This is a genomic window from Streptomyces flavofungini (genome assembly GCF_014650815.1).
Taxonomy (GTDB): Bacteria; Actinomycetota; Actinomycetes; order Streptomycetales; family Streptomycetaceae; genus Streptomyces; species Streptomyces flavofungini.
In genome coordinates this window covers 368,987-386,348 of the sequence record NZ_BMVR01000007.1, presented here as the reverse complement: position 1 = coordinate 386,348, position 17,362 = coordinate 368,987, and the positions used below count along the sequence as shown (strand labels likewise).

The 17,362-nt window shown below is 69.9% G+C and carries 12 protein-coding genes; 2 read left to right on the top strand and 10 right to left on the bottom strand.

Going from position 1 to position 17,362, the window contains the following annotated elements; translation table 11 throughout:
• Positions 1 to 23: 23 nt before the first annotated feature.
• The 8 genes from IE274_RS20815 to IE274_RS20780 form a co-directional block, all read right to left on the bottom strand.
• Entirely contained in the window at positions 24 to 2,036 is a 2,013-nt protein-coding gene (locus IE274_RS20815) for an aminotransferase class I/II-fold pyridoxal phosphate-dependent enzyme (protein WP_190117337.1), read from the bottom strand.
• A gap of 4 nt (positions 2,037 to 2,040) precedes the next feature.
• Positions 2,041 to 2,997, bottom strand: a complete 957-nt coding sequence (locus IE274_RS20810; RefSeq protein WP_190117336.1) for an NAD-dependent epimerase/dehydratase family protein — start codon at positions 2,995 to 2,997, stop codon at positions 2,041 to 2,043.
• A gap of 2 nt (positions 2,998 to 2,999) precedes the next feature.
• Complete coding sequence (locus tag IE274_RS20805) at positions 3,000 to 5,777, bottom strand: non-ribosomal peptide synthetase (RefSeq protein WP_190117335.1); 2,778 nt, start codon at positions 5,775 to 5,777, stop codon at positions 3,000 to 3,002.
• Positions 5,778 to 6,097: 320 nt separating this feature from the next.
• Positions 6,098 to 7,258: an ATP-grasp domain-containing protein gene (locus tag IE274_RS20800; RefSeq protein ID WP_190117334.1), complete on the bottom strand. Its 1,161-nt coding sequence runs from the start codon at positions 7,256 to 7,258 to the stop codon at positions 6,098 to 6,100.
• Positions 7,259 to 7,322: 64 nt separating this feature from the next.
• A complete protein-coding gene (locus tag IE274_RS20795; protein WP_190117333.1) occupies positions 7,323 to 8,477 on the bottom strand; it encodes an ATP-grasp domain-containing protein in 1,155 nt (384 codons plus the stop codon).
• Between the two features lie 230 nt (positions 8,478 to 8,707).
• Complete coding sequence (locus tag IE274_RS20790) at positions 8,708 to 11,677, bottom strand: type 2 lanthipeptide synthetase LanM family protein (protein ID WP_198897836.1); 2,970 nt, start codon at positions 11,675 to 11,677, stop codon at positions 8,708 to 8,710.
• A 113-nt stretch (positions 11,678 to 11,790) separates the two neighbouring features.
• Entirely contained in the window at positions 11,791 to 11,991 is a 201-nt protein-coding gene (locus IE274_RS20785; protein ID WP_190117332.1) for a DUF6229 family protein, read from the bottom strand.
• A 166-nt stretch (positions 11,992 to 12,157) separates the two neighbouring features.
• Complete coding sequence (locus IE274_RS20780; protein ID WP_190117331.1) at positions 12,158 to 12,568, bottom strand: Fur family transcriptional regulator; 411 nt, start codon at positions 12,566 to 12,568, stop codon at positions 12,158 to 12,160.
• A 326-nt stretch (positions 12,569 to 12,894) separates the two neighbouring features.
• On the opposite strand from IE274_RS20780, the gene katG reads away from it, so the two are divergent.
• Positions 12,895 to 15,111, top strand: coding sequence for a catalase/peroxidase HPI (gene katG, locus IE274_RS20775; protein WP_190117330.1), 2,217 nt, complete (start codon positions 12,895 to 12,897; stop codon positions 15,109 to 15,111).
• 102 nt (positions 15,112 to 15,213) lie between these two features.
• On the opposite strand, the gene IE274_RS20770 is transcribed toward katG, so the two are convergent.
• On the bottom strand, positions 15,214 to 15,597 hold the full coding sequence (locus tag IE274_RS20770) for a peptidase inhibitor family I36 protein (RefSeq protein WP_190117329.1): 384 nt from the start codon (positions 15,595 to 15,597) through the stop codon (positions 15,214 to 15,216).
• Positions 15,598 to 15,903: 306 nt separating this feature from the next.
• Between IE274_RS20770 and IE274_RS20765 the strand changes: the two genes are divergently transcribed.
• Positions 15,904 to 16,362: a hypothetical protein gene (locus tag IE274_RS20765; protein ID WP_190117328.1), complete on the top strand. Its 459-nt coding sequence runs from the start codon at positions 15,904 to 15,906 to the stop codon at positions 16,360 to 16,362.
• Positions 16,363 to 16,454: 92 nt separating this feature from the next.
• On the opposite strand, the gene IE274_RS20760 is transcribed toward IE274_RS20765, so the two are convergent.
• On the bottom strand, positions 16,455 to 17,330 hold the full coding sequence (locus IE274_RS20760; RefSeq protein ID WP_190117327.1) for a geranyl diphosphate 2-C-methyltransferase: 876 nt from the start codon (positions 17,328 to 17,330) through the stop codon (positions 16,455 to 16,457).
• Positions 17,331 to 17,362: the final 32 nt, after the last annotated feature.

The following is a 17,362-nucleotide window of genomic DNA, read 5'->3' as shown; positions in this document are numbered from 1 at the left end:
CACGGGCTGGTCCGCGGGTCGGCTCACCGGGCGGAGGACAGCGCCGCCAGCAGGGTGTCGTTCGCGCGCCGGGTGCCGATGGAGATGCGGCACGTGGCGGGGATGACGTGCCCGGTGTCGGCGACGGCGATCCCCGCGTCATGGAGCTGCTCCATCACCAGGTCGTGCTTGTGCAGGCGGACCAGCAGGAAGTTGGTCTGCGAGGGGAACACCCGGTCCACGGCGGGGTGCTCGGCCAGGGCCGCGGCCAGCCGTTTCCGCTCGGCGCGGATGAGCTCGATGCCGGCGAGGACCGGGCCCGAGTCGGTCAGCCGGTCCCGGACGGCGCGCTGGGAGGCGTCGGTGAATCCGAACGGCACCTGCAGCCGTCGCAGGGCCTCGATGATGCCGGGCTGCGCCAGGGCGACACCGCAGCGGGCGCCCGCGAGGCCCCAGGCCTTGGAGAGGGTTCTGAGCACGATGAGGTTGTCGTGCCGGGCGACGAGCGCGGCGTACGAGGGGTTCTCGCTGAACTCCACGTACGCCTCGTCGATGACCACGATGCCGTGGGTGCCGGTGATGAGGGTGTGCACCTGCTCCGGATCGAGCCTGGTCCCGACGGGGTTGTTCGGGTCGCACAGGATGGTGACGCGGGGGTCCGCCACGAGGATCTGTGCGGTGTCCAGCTCGGAGAGGTCGTCGCCGCGCAGCGGCACCTCCACCAGGGGCAGGCGCAGGACGCGGGCGAAGTGGGTGTACAGCGGGAACGTCGGGGGCGTGACGCAGACGCTCTCGCCGGGCGAGGCGAGCGCCGCGAGGAGCAGCATGACGCCGTCCACCGCGCCGCTGGTGAACAGCAGGTGGTCGGTGCTGAGCGCGTCCACGCCCGCGTGGCCGGGGAGCGCCGCGATGGTGCTCAGGTAGGTGTGGGCGAGCTCCGTCGTGTCGAGGTGGGGGTACTGGCTCTCCGGGCCCAGGAACGGGTTGGTGTTGCTCGTCAGGTCGACCGTGTCGAACCGCGGCTGCCGACGGAAGCGGGCCGGGCCCGGGACCGGCACCGTCGTGACGGGCGGCGCCGTGAACCGGGACAGCGCCGGTTCCGCCTGCCCGTCCGCCGGGGGCGGGCCGCCCTCGGCCCGGAGCCAGTGGTCGAGGGGGACGAACAGATCGGCCCCCAGGCACCGCATGCGCTCCGCCGCCCCCCGGCCGAGGTGGACCCACTCCAGGCCGGAGGTCCGGGCGTCGACGTACAGCTGGTACAGGGTGGCCTTGTAGAGGTCGTCCCGGACGGCCGGGTCGTCGTGGTCGATGGCCTGCGTGAGGCAGTAGACGCCCCGGCCGTTGTGCGACGTGATCGTCAGGCCGGCCTGGACGACGGCGTCGTCGCGGCGGCGGACGACCAGTTCGGCGCGATCGGCCAGCGCGCCCTGGGCCAGGGCGTCGAGAGCGTCGGCGTTGTACGGGTCGAGGCGGCCACCGCACTCGTGCTGGTCCGCCGCCTGGGGCTGGTCCGCCGCCCGCTGCTTCCGCTCAGCCTGGCGCTGGTGGAGTTCCACGAAGGCCGCGCGCGCCCACGGCTTCGCGTCGAGGTCGCTCAGCCGGATCCGCTCCCACGTGGCCTCCTGGGACACCGCGTGGTGGCGGCGCCGGACATCCCGGAGCCGGTCGGCGCCGAGGCGCGTGCGCAGCACGTCGTCCACCTCGCCCGTGAGCCGTACGACGCACTCGGGCTCGGCGGCGACCGGCGCGAGGCCCGCCGCGCGCAGGGCGCCGGTGTCGTCGGTGCGGCGCACGCCGGGGACGAGGATCTGGTGGACGTCCAGCGCGTCGGAGCGGCGGGCCAGGTCCGCGAGGGCCTGGGGGGTGGGGACGGGGCTGGTCGGGCTGTACAGGGAGCCGCCGCCGATGAGGGTGGGGCGTTCGCGCACCGCGGGGTCGAGGGCGGCGAACGCCTCGGCGTCCTGGCCCAGTTCGGCCAGGCGGGACACGGGTTCGGCGGTGCCGAGGGCGGCGCGGAGCACCTGCTGGAGCGCGTCGAGATCTGTGGGCCTGCGCATGGTGCTAGCTCCGTTCCTTGTCGAGCCCGGTGTCGAAGTACTCGCCGATGCGTTCCTGGTACTCCTCGAACAGCTCCGCCAAGGTGCGGGCGATGCCGGTCTTCCACGCGACCGAGCAGTCGCCGATCAGGCTCCGCCGCGTGCTGTGGTCGAAGATCGCTGTCTCACGGCTGTAGTCGTTGCGGTCCAGTCGGACCGGTACGCCGGTGAGCGCGGACATGTACTCCAGGAGGTCGGTGACGCCGACCTCCTCGTCGCCGCCCCAGTTCACGACCCGCGCGGGGGTCTGTGCCGCCTCCCACAGGAGGGGTACCTGGCGGACGACGTCGTCGGTGTGCAGGAGGTTGCAGTAGTTCTGCCCCTCGCGCGGCACCGCGCAGGGCTCACCCCGGCGCATCTCGTTGAAGAGGATCATGGGGACGCCGCCGTGGCCGTACGGGCCGTAGGCGATGTTGAGCCGGGCGATCACCGAGGGCAGCCCGAGCGCCTCGGCCAGGCCCCGCACGACTCCTTCGGCGGAGAGCTTGGCGATGGGGTACGTCGGCAGCCAGGGGGCCGTGCCGCCGAGAGGATCGCCCTCCCGGTAGCGGTGGGTGCGGTCGGCGCGGTGGTAGACCACGCCGGACGACACGTACAGGAACGCCTCCGCCGTGGCGCAGTGCGTCATGAGCTGTGCCGTGCCGACGGCGTTGATGCGTGCGGTCTCCTCGAAGTCGTCCCTGGTGCCGCGGTGCACCGCGGAGTGCAGTACGTGGGTGAAGTCGTGCGGCAGGTCCTGCAGGTCGCCGTCGGCCATGTCCCAGGTGAAGGTGCGGGCGCCCCGTTCCTCCAGGGCCTTGCGGGCGGTCAGGTCGCCGAAGCGGCCCAGGCACCACACCTCGTTGTCGGGGGCGAGCGCTTCGGCGACGGGCCGTGCGACCTGGCCGGTCCCGCCGGTGATGAGGATCTTCTTGCCGTGCATGGTCAGTGGCTCCTGGTCGTGTCGGCGGTGGCGTCGGTCGGTCCCCCGAGCGCTTGGCCCAGTTCGCGCCGCAGGGTCGCCTGGAAGGTCTGTACGTGCTGCGGGCTCATGAGGGTGTAGTGCTCGCCGTCGACTTCGATGTACCGGTTGGTGGTGCGGGTGAAGTCGTCCCAGTGGCGGAGCTGGTTGTTCAGCCACTCCTCCTTGGTGCCGCGCAGCGGGGTGCAGTAGAAGACGTGCGTCCGCGCGACCGATCCGGCCGGTTCGTAGGTGCGGCCGAGGTGCACCATGCTCTGGGCGAGGTGCACCCAGGCGCTGAACCGCTCCACGGTGAGGTCGAGTTCGGTGAGGCGGCGGTGCGGCGCGTGCTCGATCAGGTGGGCCAGCTGGTCGGCTTCGGGGAGGCCGCGGAGCCGGGTGGTGAGGCCTTCGATGTCGGCGGCGCCGATCAGTTCGAGGAACAGGGCGAGGTTGATGGCGCCGTCGGTGAAGGTGATCTCGTTCATGCGGCCGGAGATGCTCGGCGGCAGGTTGAAGACGCCGACGAACCTGACCTCGTCGCCGTCGGCCTCCAGGCGCTTGGCCATCTCGAAGGCGACCGCCGCGCCGTAGGAGTAGCCCGCGACGGCGTACGGCCCGCTGGGCTGCACCTTCCGCATCGCCTCGACGTACGTGGAGACCATCTCGTCGAACGAGGCGAAGTGGCTCTCGCCCTGCCCGAACCCCCGTGCCCGCAACGCGTAGAACGGCCGCTCGCCGGTGAAGTACTTGGCGAGGTTGACGAACACCAGCACCTCCCCGAGGCCGGGGTGCACGCAGAACAACGGCGTTCCGTCCCCGGTGACCTGCAGGGGCACCAGCGGGTCGTAGCCGGGGTCGCCTTCGGGGCGCTGCCCGCCGGTGAGGCGCCCGGCCAGGGCGCGGACGGTCGGGGCCTGTAGGAGCGTCGACATCGGTACGTCGTCGATGCCGAACTCCGTCTGGATCTCCAGCTTGAGCCGCAGCACGTCCAGGGAGGTGCCGCCCAGGTCGAAGAAGCTCGCGGTGACCGGCACCGACGTGACGTTCAGGACGCGGGCGTAGATGTCGGCCAGCGCGGTCTCGGCGACTCCCTCGGGCGGCACGTGCGCGCCGAGGAACCGGGTGCTCACCTCGCTCGCCCGGCGGGCCGCCGCGTCGAGGCCGCCCGCTTCGACGGCCGTGCGCAGCCGGGAGCGCTGGATCTTCCCGAGGTTGCTGCGGGGTATCTGTGCCTCGGTGACGGGGAGGACGAGCTGGGGCCGGAATCCCCAGTGCATCACCGTGGAGCTGCGGATCGCGACGATCGCCCGGTACACCGCCGTGTCGTCGGACGGGTCGCCCGCCGGGACGAACGCGACGGCGAGCTGTTCGGAGTCGGCTCCGTCGGGCCGGATCGGGAAGGCCGCGACCTGTCCCCGTTTCACGTCGTCCAACTCGTCGAGGGCTGCTTCCAGGTCGTGGCTGTAGTAGTTGACGCCGTTGACGATGATGGAGTCCTTGGTCCGGCCGACCAGCGTCAACCGGCCGTCGGCGTCCAGGTATCCGAGGTCGCCGGTGCGGAACCAGCCGTCGGGCGTGAAGGCCAGCGCGGTGGCCTCGTCGTTGCCGAAGTAGCCGTCGGTGACCATCGGGCCGTGCAGATGCACCTCCCCCGGCTCGGCCGACCCCAGGTCGTCGGTGGCCGAGAGGACGCTCCCGTCGCCGTCGGTGATGCGGATGCGCAGGCCCCGCACCGGCCGTCCCAGCGGCGGGAACTCCGTGCGCAGGTCGTGGGAGGCGAAGGCGCGGTTGAACACGCTGCCCGCGCACGTCTCGGTCATCCCGAACGCGGGCACGATGACGTCCTGGCGCAGCCCGTACGGGGCCAGGGCGGCCAGGAAGTCCCGCACGGTGGCGGTGACGGTGGCCTCGCCGCCGGAGATGATGTGCCGCACCTGCGACAGGTCCACCTCGTCCGGCGCGGGCGGCCGTTGGGCGAGGGCCTGGTTGATCTGCCCGAACAGGAAGTTCGGCGTGAAGGTGACGCGCACCCGGTGGGCCGCGAGCAGCCGGAGGAATTCCACCGGGTCCGCCAGCACCGTCGCCGGGGTGGCCATGACCTGGTCGGCGCCGTTGAACATCGGCAGCAGGTGCGCCTCGATGGCGGCGATGTGGTCGGTGGAGATCCAGTTCAACGAGGTGTCGGCGGGCCCGAGTTCCAGTGCTCCGGCCTTGCCCGCCTGCGCGGCGAGGAGGTTGGCGTGGGTGAGCCGGACGGCCTTGCTCGATCCGGTGGACCCGGAGGTCAGCATCAGGAGGGTGAGGTCGTCCGGGTCGGGCGTGTGGGCTTGGGCGAGGTCGGGCGCGGCGTGGTTCAACTCCTCGACGGTGACGGTCCGCAGGCCGATGTCGGGCAGGTCGCCGTAGCCGGCCTTGGAGACGACGACCAGCGGGTCGTCCAGGAGGGCGCGCAGGTGCTCCAGTTGCGGCTGCCACCGGGAGGGGTCGGCCGGGGGTGCGACGGGGCAGGGTACGAGGCCGCCGAGGACGCAGCCCCAGAAGGCGCGGAAGAAGGTCTCGGGGTCGTGGGCGGCGATGAGGACGCGGTCGCCCGGGGTGGCGCCCTGGCCGTGCAGCCCTTGGGTGATGCGGGAGGCGCTGTCCCGCAGTTCGGCGTAGGACAGGAACGAGCCGCCGATGAAGGTGATGCCTCGGGTGGTGTCGCGTGCCGCGCTCTCCAGCAGTCGCGGAAGCGTCGAGGCGGGTATGTGGTCCGGCATAGGGGCGAAGACCTCCGATCAGAAGGGTCGGAAAACGGCCCTGAATTCCATCGCGATGGGGGTGTTTTATGGATGGCGAAGCCGAACGGGGAGATGACGAAGTCACTGATGGTGCTCCGCGTCCCCGCGCTTCGGTATCAATAAAAGGGCGTGTGCGTCGCCCGGATTCCCGCCGACTATCGGCCGGTGCGAGAAGGCATCACGACGCGCACGCATAATCGAGGGCCGACGGCTGATTCCGGTCGGCGCGCGTGGGCATGAACGGCTTTGTGGCCGCGGCGGGCGGGCAGCCGTGAGCCGGGCTTCATCGATCTCATCGATCAGCCGAGCTCGTTGAATCGCACGATGTCCTCGATCTTCTGCTGCAGTTTCAGCTCATCCGGGTCGGATACGATCGCCGTGCCGACGAGGCCGTACGGACCGAGCGGGGTGTCGGGCGACGACGAGTAGTGGATCTCGTCGAAGATGAAATTCCGCTCGAAGTCCTCTTGACTCAAGGTGTTTCCAGCAGGGCGACGCAGCAGGATGTAGCCATAAAAACGGTCCGGCGCACGGTCCTCCAGAGGCTTCTTTATCCTTTCTCCGAGCGCGAGGCTGATCTCGACATCGAAGAGGTCGACTCCGTACGTCAGCTTGTTGACGTTCGGCGACAGCGCCCCCGGGAGCCGGATGGCGCACTCGCCGAAAGTGAGCCCTGATTCTTCCGCGAACACTTCCAGGTGGAAGACGCAGTCGGGCGCACTCAGTGTGGTGAGCGTCTGTCTGGCGATGTCCTCCGTTCGCCGGAAAAGCTCCTCATGCCGCACTTTGTCGAGGATGTGGGCGGCCAGGATGCTGCCGTGTGCCGCGCTCAGCGGCGAGAGGTGATAGCGGGTCATCGATGACCACAGGAGATCGCCGCCGCTCCAGATGCCGTCCATATAGACTTCCGGCGCATCGATGAAGGATTCAGCGACGATCTGTACATCCGATGCGTCCGGGAAAACCTCCACGGCGCGCGTGAGTTCTTCCGGGGAACGCACGACGTTCGTGCGCTGGGAACCGGCACCGGTCGCCGGTTTGACGACGAAAACCTCACCCAGATCGTCGACGAGGTCCGTGAAGGAAGTGTCCCGTGTGACATACCGGCAGCGGGCCCGCTTGATCCCCGGCGGCAGCTTGCTCTTCTGCAGGTACTTGTCGCGGAAGCAGAGGGCTGTCTTCGAGTCCGTGTTTCCCGGCAGGTTCAGCTGCTGCCGCAGATAGGCCGCCCCGAACACACCCATCTCGTGCACGCTCAGCGCGCCCGCCGCATCGTCGATGCCCGCGGCCAGCACGGCACGCAGAACTTCCTGCACGTTCTCCATGTCGGCGACACGCGTGAACCTGCGCCCCGGCGGCGGGCTCGCCGGTGCCTGCACGACGTAGTGGGCATCCAGGCCTCGGCGCCGCAGCGCCCGGTCCAGATCCTCCCGGTACCCGATGACGATCATTGTCGGCATTCTTGTCTCCCCCGAATGCGGCCCACGATGCTTCCGTCGGCCGGTCCTGACGGAACGGTCAGGCTCAGCCGAGCTCGTTGAAGCGCACGATGTCCTCGATCGTTTTCTGCAGTTGCAGCTCGTCCTCATCGGACACGACGGCCTGCCCGACGCGGCCGTACGGGCCGACCGGCGCATCCGGCGACGAGTGGTAGACGATCTCGTCGAAGTCGAAGGCGCGCTCGAAGTCCTCTTGTGTCAGAGCCTGCGAGCGGCGCAGCAGGATGTAGCCGTAGAAGCGGTCGGGTGTTCCGCCGCCCAGCTCCTGGGCGATCGGCTCCCCGAGCGCCAGGCTGATCTCGGCGTCGAAGAGGTCGACTCCGTACGTCAGTTGGTTGACGTTCGGGGACAGCGCCCCCGGGAGCCGGATGGCGCACTCGCCCAGCGTCAGCCCCGACTCCTCGACGAACGTCTCCATGTGAAAGACGCAATCCGGCGCACCCAGGCCGGTGAGCACCCGCCCGGCGAGTTCCTCCGCCTGCCGGAACAGATCCGCATGCCGTCTCCTGTCGAGAATGTGTGCGGCGAGGACACCGCCCTTCACGGCACTGAGCGGTGAGATGTGGTTGCTGCTCATCGAGGACCAGCGGAGAGCGCCGCCCTCCCAGATGCCGTCCGTATAGACTTCCGGCGCGTCGATGAAGGATTCGGCGACGACGCCCACATCCGACTGGCTCGGCAGCTGCTGCAGGGCTCGTTCGTACTCTTCCGGAGAACGCACGATTTCCGTACGCAGCGAACCCGCTCCGGTCGCCGGTTTGACGACGAAGACCTCGCCCAGATCGGCGGCGAGTTCGGCGAAAGAAGTCCCCTCCGTGACGTATCGGCAGCGGGCTCGCCTGACGTCGTCCGGCAGCTTGCTCTTCTGCAGATACTTGTCCCGGAAGGACAGCACCGTCTTTGAATCCGTGTTCCCGGGAAGGCTCAACTGCTGCCGCAGATATGCCGCCCCGAACACACCCATCTCATGCACGCTCAGCACGCCTGCCACATCGTCAATGCGTGCGGCAAGCACCGCCCGCAGCAGCTCCTGAGCGTTCTCCATGTCGGCGACACTCGTGAACCTCTGCCCCGGCGGCGGGCTCATCGGCGCCTGCACAAGGTAGTAGGGGTCCAAACCTCGACGCCGCACCGCACGGTCGAGATCGTCCCGGTATCCGATAACAATAAGCGATGGCACGCTTGCATCCCCCGAATTACGTCTAGCCAACACCATCAACAAGTCGTTCTCAGTAAGACAAGACCTACGTCAAAAGCTTCGCGATCGGTTACTTGGGCCAAGGGCAATCCGATGGCATCGTGCCACACCCAAACAGCTGTGTGGATATGCCGGACCAAGATCTTTTACAGGCAAGATGTGACATGGATCACAAGTCAAATCTTTCCCCAGTAAGGCCGGTAACCGTGAGGTCAGTCCAGGAGAAGGGGGTTCGGCAACGTCACCCCGTGGTGCATACGCAACAGTGTGTGCAAGACACCCGAGAGACCCGACATGAGGCTCGGCGAGAACGCTTCTCGTGCCAAACCGCCGACCGGCCCGCGCTGTTCGAGGCCGGTGAGGATTTCCCCGTCGAGGTCGGACGCACGACCGAAGTCCACGTCGGACGCACTGCCGAAGTCCGGGGACGTGAGGAATTCCCAGAGGCCCAGATCGCCGTGGCACAGCGTATGGCTCCAGCCGAAGCCCTCTGCCGCGCAGGCACGCGCCGCCCGGCGTGCCATGTCCAGGTGCACCGGATCGCCCGTACGCCGGTGCAGATCCAGCATGCCGATTCCGACTCCCGCGCTGCCGTGGCACCAGCTGGTGAAGAAGTCCTCCTCGGCGCCGACCCGCACGTCGAGCCAGTTCCCGTCCTCGGGCCGGTACAGGGACTCCTGATAGGCGAAGGCCCGCTCGGCGAGCCGGGTCCAGCCACGCCGGTCGGCCGCCGTGCCCGCGCCGCTGAGGGCGAGCCTGGTCAGCGCCCAGCCGATGCCCGTGGCGCCGTGCGCGAAGCCGCCGATGCCCTCGGGGTTGAGCCGCGTCGTCCAGCGCGCGCCGCTCCCCTCGATCGTGGCCAGTCCCTCCAGGCGGCGGCCGATGTGGGCGGCGGCGCCGAGCCAGCGGTCCTGCCCCGTCGCCGCGGCCAGGTTGAGCAGCGGCACGACCGCGCCCGCGGCCCCGTTGAGCAGGTCCACCTCGACGTCGTCCTCGACCAGCCGCCCCCGCGGAGCGAGCAGTTGGGCCCGTGCCGCAGCCCGCTCAAGGAGCCAGTCGTCCCCAAGGACCCGGTGCAGCGCGAGCCACGTCCAGACCTGCGACGCCGCCCCGCTGAACGCCCCCGGCGACGGCGTGGCCGTCCGGTCCTCCGTGCCGACCAGGACCCGCAGCGCCCCCTCGAACGTCTCGGCGACTCCCGGCACCGGATCCGCCCGCCCGGCCCGCACCTCACGCACGTACTCCGCGAGCGTCAGCGCCACCCCGCCCTGCCCGGTGTAGAGGTCGGCGGGCAGCACCCTGATCGACCATCCCGCGGGCGTGAAGACGGGGCTGATCCAGGTGACCGTGCCGTCCTCGCCGCGCACCGCCCCGTCGCACAGCCGCCGCACCATCTGCGCGGCCAGCCCGCGGCGGCGCCGCTCCCGGTCCCGGGCGTGCGGATCACGGGCGGCGGCCTGCACCCGCTCGGGCAGCGAACGCTCATTGAGGTACGCGCCCACCAGCGCGTCCTGGATCACCGACTCCTCCAGCGCCAGATCGGCCGTGCGCCAGTCCTCGACGGTGGCCCGGACGGCGGCCGGGTCCACGGTGAAGCCGAACATCGGTACGTCCCCGACGAGCAGGTCGGCGATCTCGGCGTCGATCGCCGCGCGGTCCGTCGGCGCGCCGGGCAGCACCTCGGCGTTGCGGCGCAGGATGTCCCGGGCGCGCTCGACGGCGGCCGCCTCGTCGTGCAGGGAGGCCGGGTGCCACAGCATCCGGCCGATGTCGACGTAGGCCTGCGTGGGCCGCAGGATGCGGCGCGCCCGGGCGCCCTCGAAGCGGCGCAGCAGCCGCTGCGGGTCGGTCCCGGGCCGGTGCAGATGGGCGGTCATCTCCCGGAATCCGGCCAGGATCCGGTCCCAGTACGCGCTCAGTACCGGCGTGGGGCTGGGGTGGTTGCCCGCGGTGGGCATGGCCACCAGGTCCACCTCGAAGCGGGCCGCCGCGGTGCCGCCGTCGGCGATCACCGGGTTCGGGATGAGCGGCTGCTGGCCGAGCAGCGCCCCGACCCCGGAGATGTCCACCCCGGCGAGCGCGAAGCCGGTGCCGCGTACGGGCAGCAGTCCGGTGCGCAGGACGGTGCGGCGGATCGCCGCCGCGGCCACGTCGACGGCGTCGCCCTGACCGCTGGGCGGGAACGGAGCGGGGGCGTCGAACAGTGTCTCGCCGTCCACGATGACCGGCACCGGGCCCGCGGCGATCATGTTCTCGGCGTGCATGTCGGTGCCGCCGGTGAAGCGCAGGACGGCCAGCCAGTGGCCGACGTTCCGGTAGAACGCGGCGAGTTCGGCGTCGTCGGCGCAGTAGCGGTGGCGGATGAACTCGGCCCAGCCGTAGCCGTCGCGTGCCAGGGTGCGCGGCACCCGGATGCGGCGGTCCGGCGCCGGGGCGTCGGGGAAGTCGGTGAACAGCTCGTCCAGCAGGGCGCCGAGGGCGACGTCGGTGCCGGACGGGCGCGGCTTGTACATGATGCTGCCGGCGGCGCAGTCGACCCGGCTGACGGTCAGTCCGCCCCGGTGGCTGTCGCCCGCGCCGAACACGACGGCCCGTAACTCCCCCGCGGGTGCGCCGAGGAGCGGCCGCAGCAGCTCGCGGTCGGCGGCGAGCCGTTCGGCGAAGCTCGCCGTCGCGGCCACCGAGAGCCGCGCGACCGCCGCGATCCGCGCGCCGAGGGTCGGGTAGCGCTCGGCGAGGCGGTCGACGTAGCCGTCCTCGCACGCCTGCTCGACGAACGCGGCCCAGGTCGCCGTGTCGGATGCGGACTCGGCTCCGGACGCTGCTGCGGACTCGGCTCCGGGCGCTGTGGTGGACACTGTCGCGGACGGGCTGCCGGACGCTGCTCCAGGTGAGTCTCCGGACCCATGACTCGTGCCGACCCGCCCACCACCGGCCGTCAGGCGCAGCGCGTGCAGCTCGATCAGGAGGAGCCGGGACAGCTTCGCGTGCAAGGACCTGGTCAGGGCGGTGTGGCCCGCCTCCAGGAGCACGTCCCGTTCATCGCGGCCCAGCGCGGCCACGGCGGTGAGGCGGCGGGCCAGCTCGTCGCGCCAGGGGCGGGCGATGCTCCGTACGGGACGGGCGAACCAGTCCGCCTCGTGCCGCCGCTCAGCTCCGTCTCCCGGCGCCGATCCGCTCACCGTCCACCGCCCCCCCTGTACGACGCCCGCCTAAACGACAACGGGGCGTGGGGCACCGCACGACCGGCCGGGACGCGCGCCGTCACCCGCGGTCCCCCACGCCCGCCGCTCGGTCAGCAGCACCAACTGCCGTGCGAGCCGCTCGGGCTGGAGCAGAAGCCGTACAGGGAGTCACTCGGATCGGTGAGCGCGGCCTCAGCGGCGGTACCGCCGACGTACAGCGGCCCGGCGGGGTTCGGCTGGCCGTACGCGCTCTCGGCACCCGACAGCCAGGCGGTGAGCACGGCGTTGGTCGGAACACTGGTCTGGTGCATCAGCGGCCTCCGGACATGGGAATGCGGGACGGATCGCCCAGCCCTGAGTATCAGCCGGAATTGAACCCTCGTCAGACGACCATTCCGGCCACACTGCGGCGGTGCTTCTGGGACACGTCGCTGTCCATGAGGCGTCCGTCGGGCCGCCCGGCCGGATGGTGCGGAGCTAGGCGCAGGTGGGGCAGAGGCCACGGTAGGTGACCTCGGCCTGCGACACGGCGAAACCGAAGCGCTGTTCCTGCGGCAGGTCGGCCAGCGGGTCACCCGTCGGGTGGACATCGCGGATGGCGCCGCAGTTGGAGCACACCAGGTGCTGGTGGGGGTGGTGGGCGTTGGGGTCGTACCGCTTGGCGCGGCCGTCGGTGGAGACCTCCATGACCTCGCCGAGGGAGACCATCTCGCCCAGGGTGTTGTAGACGGTGGCCCGGGAGATCTCCGGCAGCAGGTGCGCCGCGCGGGCGTGCACCTCGTCGGCCGTCAGGTGCACGTGGTCGCCGTCGAGGACCTCCGCGACGACACGCCGCTGGGAGGTCACCCGCCAGCCACGCCCTCGCAGTCGCTCCAGCAGGTCACTCATATCGGTTCACCCATTCAGGCTCGGTGGCGTACGCGGAGTTTACCGGCAGCCGTACGGATTCTGAATCAATATGAATCAGTTGAGCTTCTTGACCTGGACAGCGTCCATCGTAGGATCGGTTTCCTACGATGACCAAGGGAGCGGGACAGTCCGGTTCGGTCCGCCCCGCCCTCCTGCCAGACCTCGTCCGGCGGTCACCGTTCCTCGATCGCCACCGCCATGGCCACCGGTCCGACGGGGTCATGGAGGTCGCCGGGGTCCCGCCCCGGCCGCACCACCGCACACTCCTCCCAGCACCACGATTCACTCAGTTCGAAAGGCTTCCCATGGCTGAGAACCCGGACGCAATCGTCACCGACGCGAAGGTCGAGGAGGGCGGAGGCTGCCCGGTCGCCCACGGCCGTGCGCCGCACCCCACGCAGGGCGGCGGCAACCGCCAGTGGTGGTCGGACCGGCTGAACCTGAAGATCCTCGCCAAGAACCCCGCCGTGGCCAACCCGCTCGGCGAGGAGTTCGACTACGCGGAGGCGTTCAACTCCCTCGACCTCCCCGCGGTCAAACGGGACATCGCCGAGGTGCTGACCACCTCGCAGGACTGGTGGCCCGCCGACTTCGGCAACTACGGCCCCCTCATGATCCGGATGGCCTGGCACAGCGCGGGCACGTACCGCATCAGCGACGGCCGCGGCGGCGCCGGTGCCGGTCAGCAGCGGTTCGCGCCGCTCAACAGCTGGCCGGACAACGCCAGCCTCGACAAGGCCCGCCGACTGCTGTGGCCGGTCAAGAAGAAGTACGGCAAGAACATCTCCTGGGCCGACCTGATGGTCCTCACCGGCAATGTCGCCCTGGAGACGATGGGCTTCAAGACCTTCGGGTTCGCCGGCGGCCGCGAGGACGTGTGGGAGCCGGAGGAGGACGTCTACTGGGGCCCCGAGACCGAGTGGCTGGGCGACGCCCGCTACACCGGCGACCGCGAGCTGGAGAACCCGCTCGGCGCGGTCCAGATGGGCCTCATCTACGTCAACCCCGAGGGCCCCAACGGCAACCCGGACCCGATCGCCGCGGCCCGCGACATCCGTGAGACGTTCCGCCGCATGGCGATGAACGACGAGGAGACCGTCGCCCTCATCGCCGGTGGCCACACCTTCGGCAAGACCCACGGCGCGGGCCCCGCGGACAACGTCGGCAACGACCCCGAGGCCGCGCCGATGGAGCAGCAGGGCCTCGGCTGGAAGAGCACGTACAACACGGGCGTCGGCAAGGACGCCATCACGTCGGGACTCGAGGTCACCTGGACCGAGACGCCGACCCAGTGGAGCAACCTCTTCTTCAAGAACCTCTTCGAGTACGAGTACGAGCTCACCCAGAGCCCGGCCGGTGCGAACCAGTGGGTGGCGAAGAACGCCGAGGCGATCATCCCGGACGCGTTCGACTCGTCGAAGAAGCAGCTGCCGACGATGCTCACCACGGACCTCTCGCTGCGCTTCGACCCGATCTACGAGCCGATCTCGCGCCGCTTCTACGAGAACCCGGAGGAGTTCGCGGACGCCTTCGCCCGCGCCTGGTACAAGCTGACGCACCGTGACATGGGCCCGGTCGTCCGCTACCTCGGCCCGGAGGTCCCCGCCGAGGAGCTCCTGTGGCAGGACCCGCTGCCCGCGCGCACCGGTGAGGTCATCGACGCCGCGGACATCGCGCACCTCAAGGAGCGGGTCCTCGCCTCCGGCCTCACCGTCTCCCAGCTGGTCTCCACCGCGTGGGCCGCTGCCTCGTCCTTCCGCGGCAGCGACAAGCGCGGCGGTGCCAACGGCGCCCGCATCCGCCTGGAGCCGCAGCGCAACTGGGAGGTCAACAACCCGGACGAGCTCGCCCAGGTCCTTCGCACCCTCGAAGGCGTCAAGGAGGCCTTCGACGCCGCGGGCGGCAAGAAGGTCTCGCTGGCCGACCTGATCGTCCTCGCGGGCTCCGCGGCCGTCGAGAAGGCGGCCAAGGACGGCGGCGTCGAGGTCCAGGTGCCGTTCTCGCCGGGCCGCGTCGACGCCACGCAGGAGCAGACGGACGTCGAGTCGTTCGACGCCCTGGAGCCGGCCGCCGACGGCTTCCGCAACTACATCGGCAAGGGCAACCGCCTCCAGGCCGAGTACCTGCTGCTCGACAAGGCGAACCTGCTCACGGTGAGCGCCCCCGAGCTGACCGTCCTCGTCGGCGGTCTGCGTGTCCTGGGCGCCAACCACGGGCAGTCGAAGCACGGCGTCCTCACCGACCAGCCGGGCACGCTGACCAACGACTTCTTCGTCAACCTGCTGGACCTGGGCACGGAGTGGAAGTCGACGTCCTCGGCGCAGGACGAGTTCGAGGCCCGCGACGCGAGCGGCGCGGTCAAGTGGACCGGCACCCGTGCCGACCTGGTCTTCGGTTCCAACTCCGAGCTGCGTGCGCTCGCGGAGGTCTACGCGAGCGACGACGCGAAGGAGAAGTTCGTGACCGACTTCGCCGCCGCGTGGAGCAAGGTCATGGACCTCGACCGGTTCGACCTCGCCTGAGGAATCCCTGACGTCGATTGATCGTTGACGTCGCCCGGAAACAACGAACGTCCAGGTCGGCCGGACTCGGTCGACCTGGACGTTCTGTGTGTCAGGCGTGACTCAGCAGGCCGCGTCGACCGAGCTCAGCTTGTTGTCGTGGTCGGGGTGGAGGTTGCCCTTGAACCAGCCCGGGAGCGGGCCCAGGCGTCCGGTGTAGGTGCCGTCGTACAGGATGACGGTGGTGGGCGTCCGGTTCCAGGCCGAGGTGCTCTTCCCGTCGAGATAGCCGGGGAGGTGGTGGCGGCCGCAGCTCGGGACGACCCAGAACAGCCCCTCGCCGTTGTAGTGCTGGAAGAAGCAGGTCCCCTCCCCGCACCGGTTGTACGCGTCGCGCGCGGCCCGGTCGCCGTCCGTTCCGGTGACCCGGTACAGGCCCTCGACGCCGGGGACCTTGGTGAACTGGGTTTCCGCCGCGCCCGCGACGGTCGGAGTAATCAGGGTCATGACAAATGCAGCGACACTGACGAACGCTCTCTTACGCACGCATCCTCCTTGGAATGGGGAATTCGGCGCCAAGGCCGACCAGCCCGGCCGATCCTGTCGGAACCATGGGATATCGGAAAGCCGAATATCGGCCTCTTCGCCCTATCAGCGGCGCATTTCCCATCCCGCATTTTCCGGTCAGGAAAGGACATCAAACCGCCAACTCCCCCGGAGCCTTGCCTTCCGGTGCGAAAGCCCTGACATCGTCCGGATGCGGCGCCCAACAGGGCACCGATGAAAGAACTGCCTGGCTCAAGGAGTTCCTTCGTGGGGAAGAAAGCCGGCACGTTTCTCGTAACCGCCGCACTCGCTTCGATGCCCCTCGTCGGCCAAGCGAGTCCGGCTCCCACCGACACCACGGCCGCCACCAGCGGCACGGCGCGGGCGGGAATCCTCTCGGACCAAGTGCGCTACGCCCCCTTCACCCTCAACCACGACGAGTCCGTCAGCTCCAACACGGCCAGACCGGTGATGCAGTCCGACGGCAACCTCGTGGTCTACGACGAGCTCAACCGGGCCAGATGGGCCTCGCGCACGGTCGGCAAGGGCTGGACCGCCCGCCTGCGGGAGGACGGCAACTTCGTCGTCCACACCCGCAACGGAGCGCCGGCCTGGGCCTCCCACACGGCCGGACGCCCCGGCTCCCGCCTGGTCGTGCAGGACGACGGCAACGTCGTCATCTACGACGGCAGCCGCGCGGTCTGGGCCTCCCACACCGCCCACTGACCGCCGCGCACCGCACCACCGCGCACAGAAGGCCGGACCCTCGCGGGCCCGGCCTTCCCGCTCCGTGCGTCACCCGCTCATCGCACTGCGCGTCACACTCGGTCGGCGACGATCAGCAGGTATTGGAAACTCCCGTTCCGGTATGCGTTCAGGAACGTTTCTTCGATTCCCGTCACCAGGTGGTCGGCCTCTTGCCGCAGCTCCCAATAGGGCATGGCGGCGGCCGTCAGGTCCTCGACGTGCACCGGTACGAGCCGGTGGTGCGCCATCGCCCGGAAGTACTCCGAACGCGGGTGGATGTCGCAGATGTAGTGGGCGTTGATGAGGGACACCTCGCGGGAGGCCTGCCCGTAGGTGTCGTTGTAGCAGCCGGTGATGGTCACGTACCGGCCGCCTCGGCGCAGCAGCCGGGCGTGCTCGGCGAACAGCAGCTCCAGCTCGACGTACATCGTGGACTCGTTGTTCCACGACGCCGCGAACGCACCGGTCGGGAAGCCGGTGTCGAGCATGTTCCGGTGGTGGTAGCGCACCTTGTCGTCGATGTGCCGCTTGCGGGCCTGCTCGCCCGCGAAGTCCGCCTGTTTCTCGGAGAGCGTGACGCCGTCGGCGTAGCAGTCGTAGTGCAGATGGGCCACGACGGAGCCGCCGCCGCGCCCGCAGCCCGCGTCGAAGACCCGGTCGGTGGGCGTGAGGGGGCCGAGGTGGGCGGCGAGCAGGTCGGCCTGGGCCTGTTCGAGCCGGTGCAGCTCGGCGGTGATGCGCTCCTGCCGCTCGGCGGGGTCGGCCACCTTGAGGACGGACCGGTCGGCCTCTCCGATGCCGTAGTGGTGGTGGTAGAGGTCGTCGATCTTCCCGAGTTCGAGATTGACCGGGTTCTCCTCGGCGTTCCAGTAGTCCGCGACGCGGTTCTGGTACGTCGACTGAGTGGGCACCGGTACTGCGGTGGGCCGGGCGTCAGCAATGGTCAACAGGGACTCCTCGTGGTGCGGATGGCGGTGGG

Excerpts from the sequence above, each read along its gene's own strand:
- IE274_RS20815 (WP_190117337.1), bottom strand. The coding sequence starts at position 2,036 with ATGCGCAGGCCCACAGATCTCGACGCGCTCCAGCAGGTGCTCCGCGCC.
- IE274_RS20810 (WP_190117336.1), bottom strand. The coding sequence starts at position 2,997 with ATGCACGGCAAGAAGATCCTCATCACCGGCGGGACCGGCCAGGTCGCA.
- IE274_RS20805 (WP_190117335.1), bottom strand. The coding sequence starts at position 5,777 with ATGCCGGACCACATACCCGCCTCGACGCTTCCGCGACTGCTGGAGAGC.
- IE274_RS20800 (WP_190117334.1), bottom strand. The coding sequence starts at position 7,258 with ATGCCGACAATGATCGTCATCGGGTACCGGGAGGATCTGGACCGGGCG.
- IE274_RS20785 (WP_190117332.1), bottom strand. The coding sequence starts at position 11,991 with ATGCACCAGACCAGTGTTCCGACCAACGCCGTGCTCACCGCCTGGCTG.
- IE274_RS20780 (WP_190117331.1), bottom strand. The coding sequence starts at position 12,568 with ATGAGTGACCTGCTGGAGCGACTGCGAGGGCGTGGCTGGCGGGTGACC.
- katG (WP_190117330.1), top strand. The coding sequence starts at position 12,895 with ATGGCTGAGAACCCGGACGCAATCGTCACCGACGCGAAGGTCGAGGAG.
- IE274_RS20770 (WP_190117329.1), bottom strand. The coding sequence starts at position 15,597 with ATGACCCTGATTACTCCGACCGTCGCGGGCGCGGCGGAAACCCAGTTC.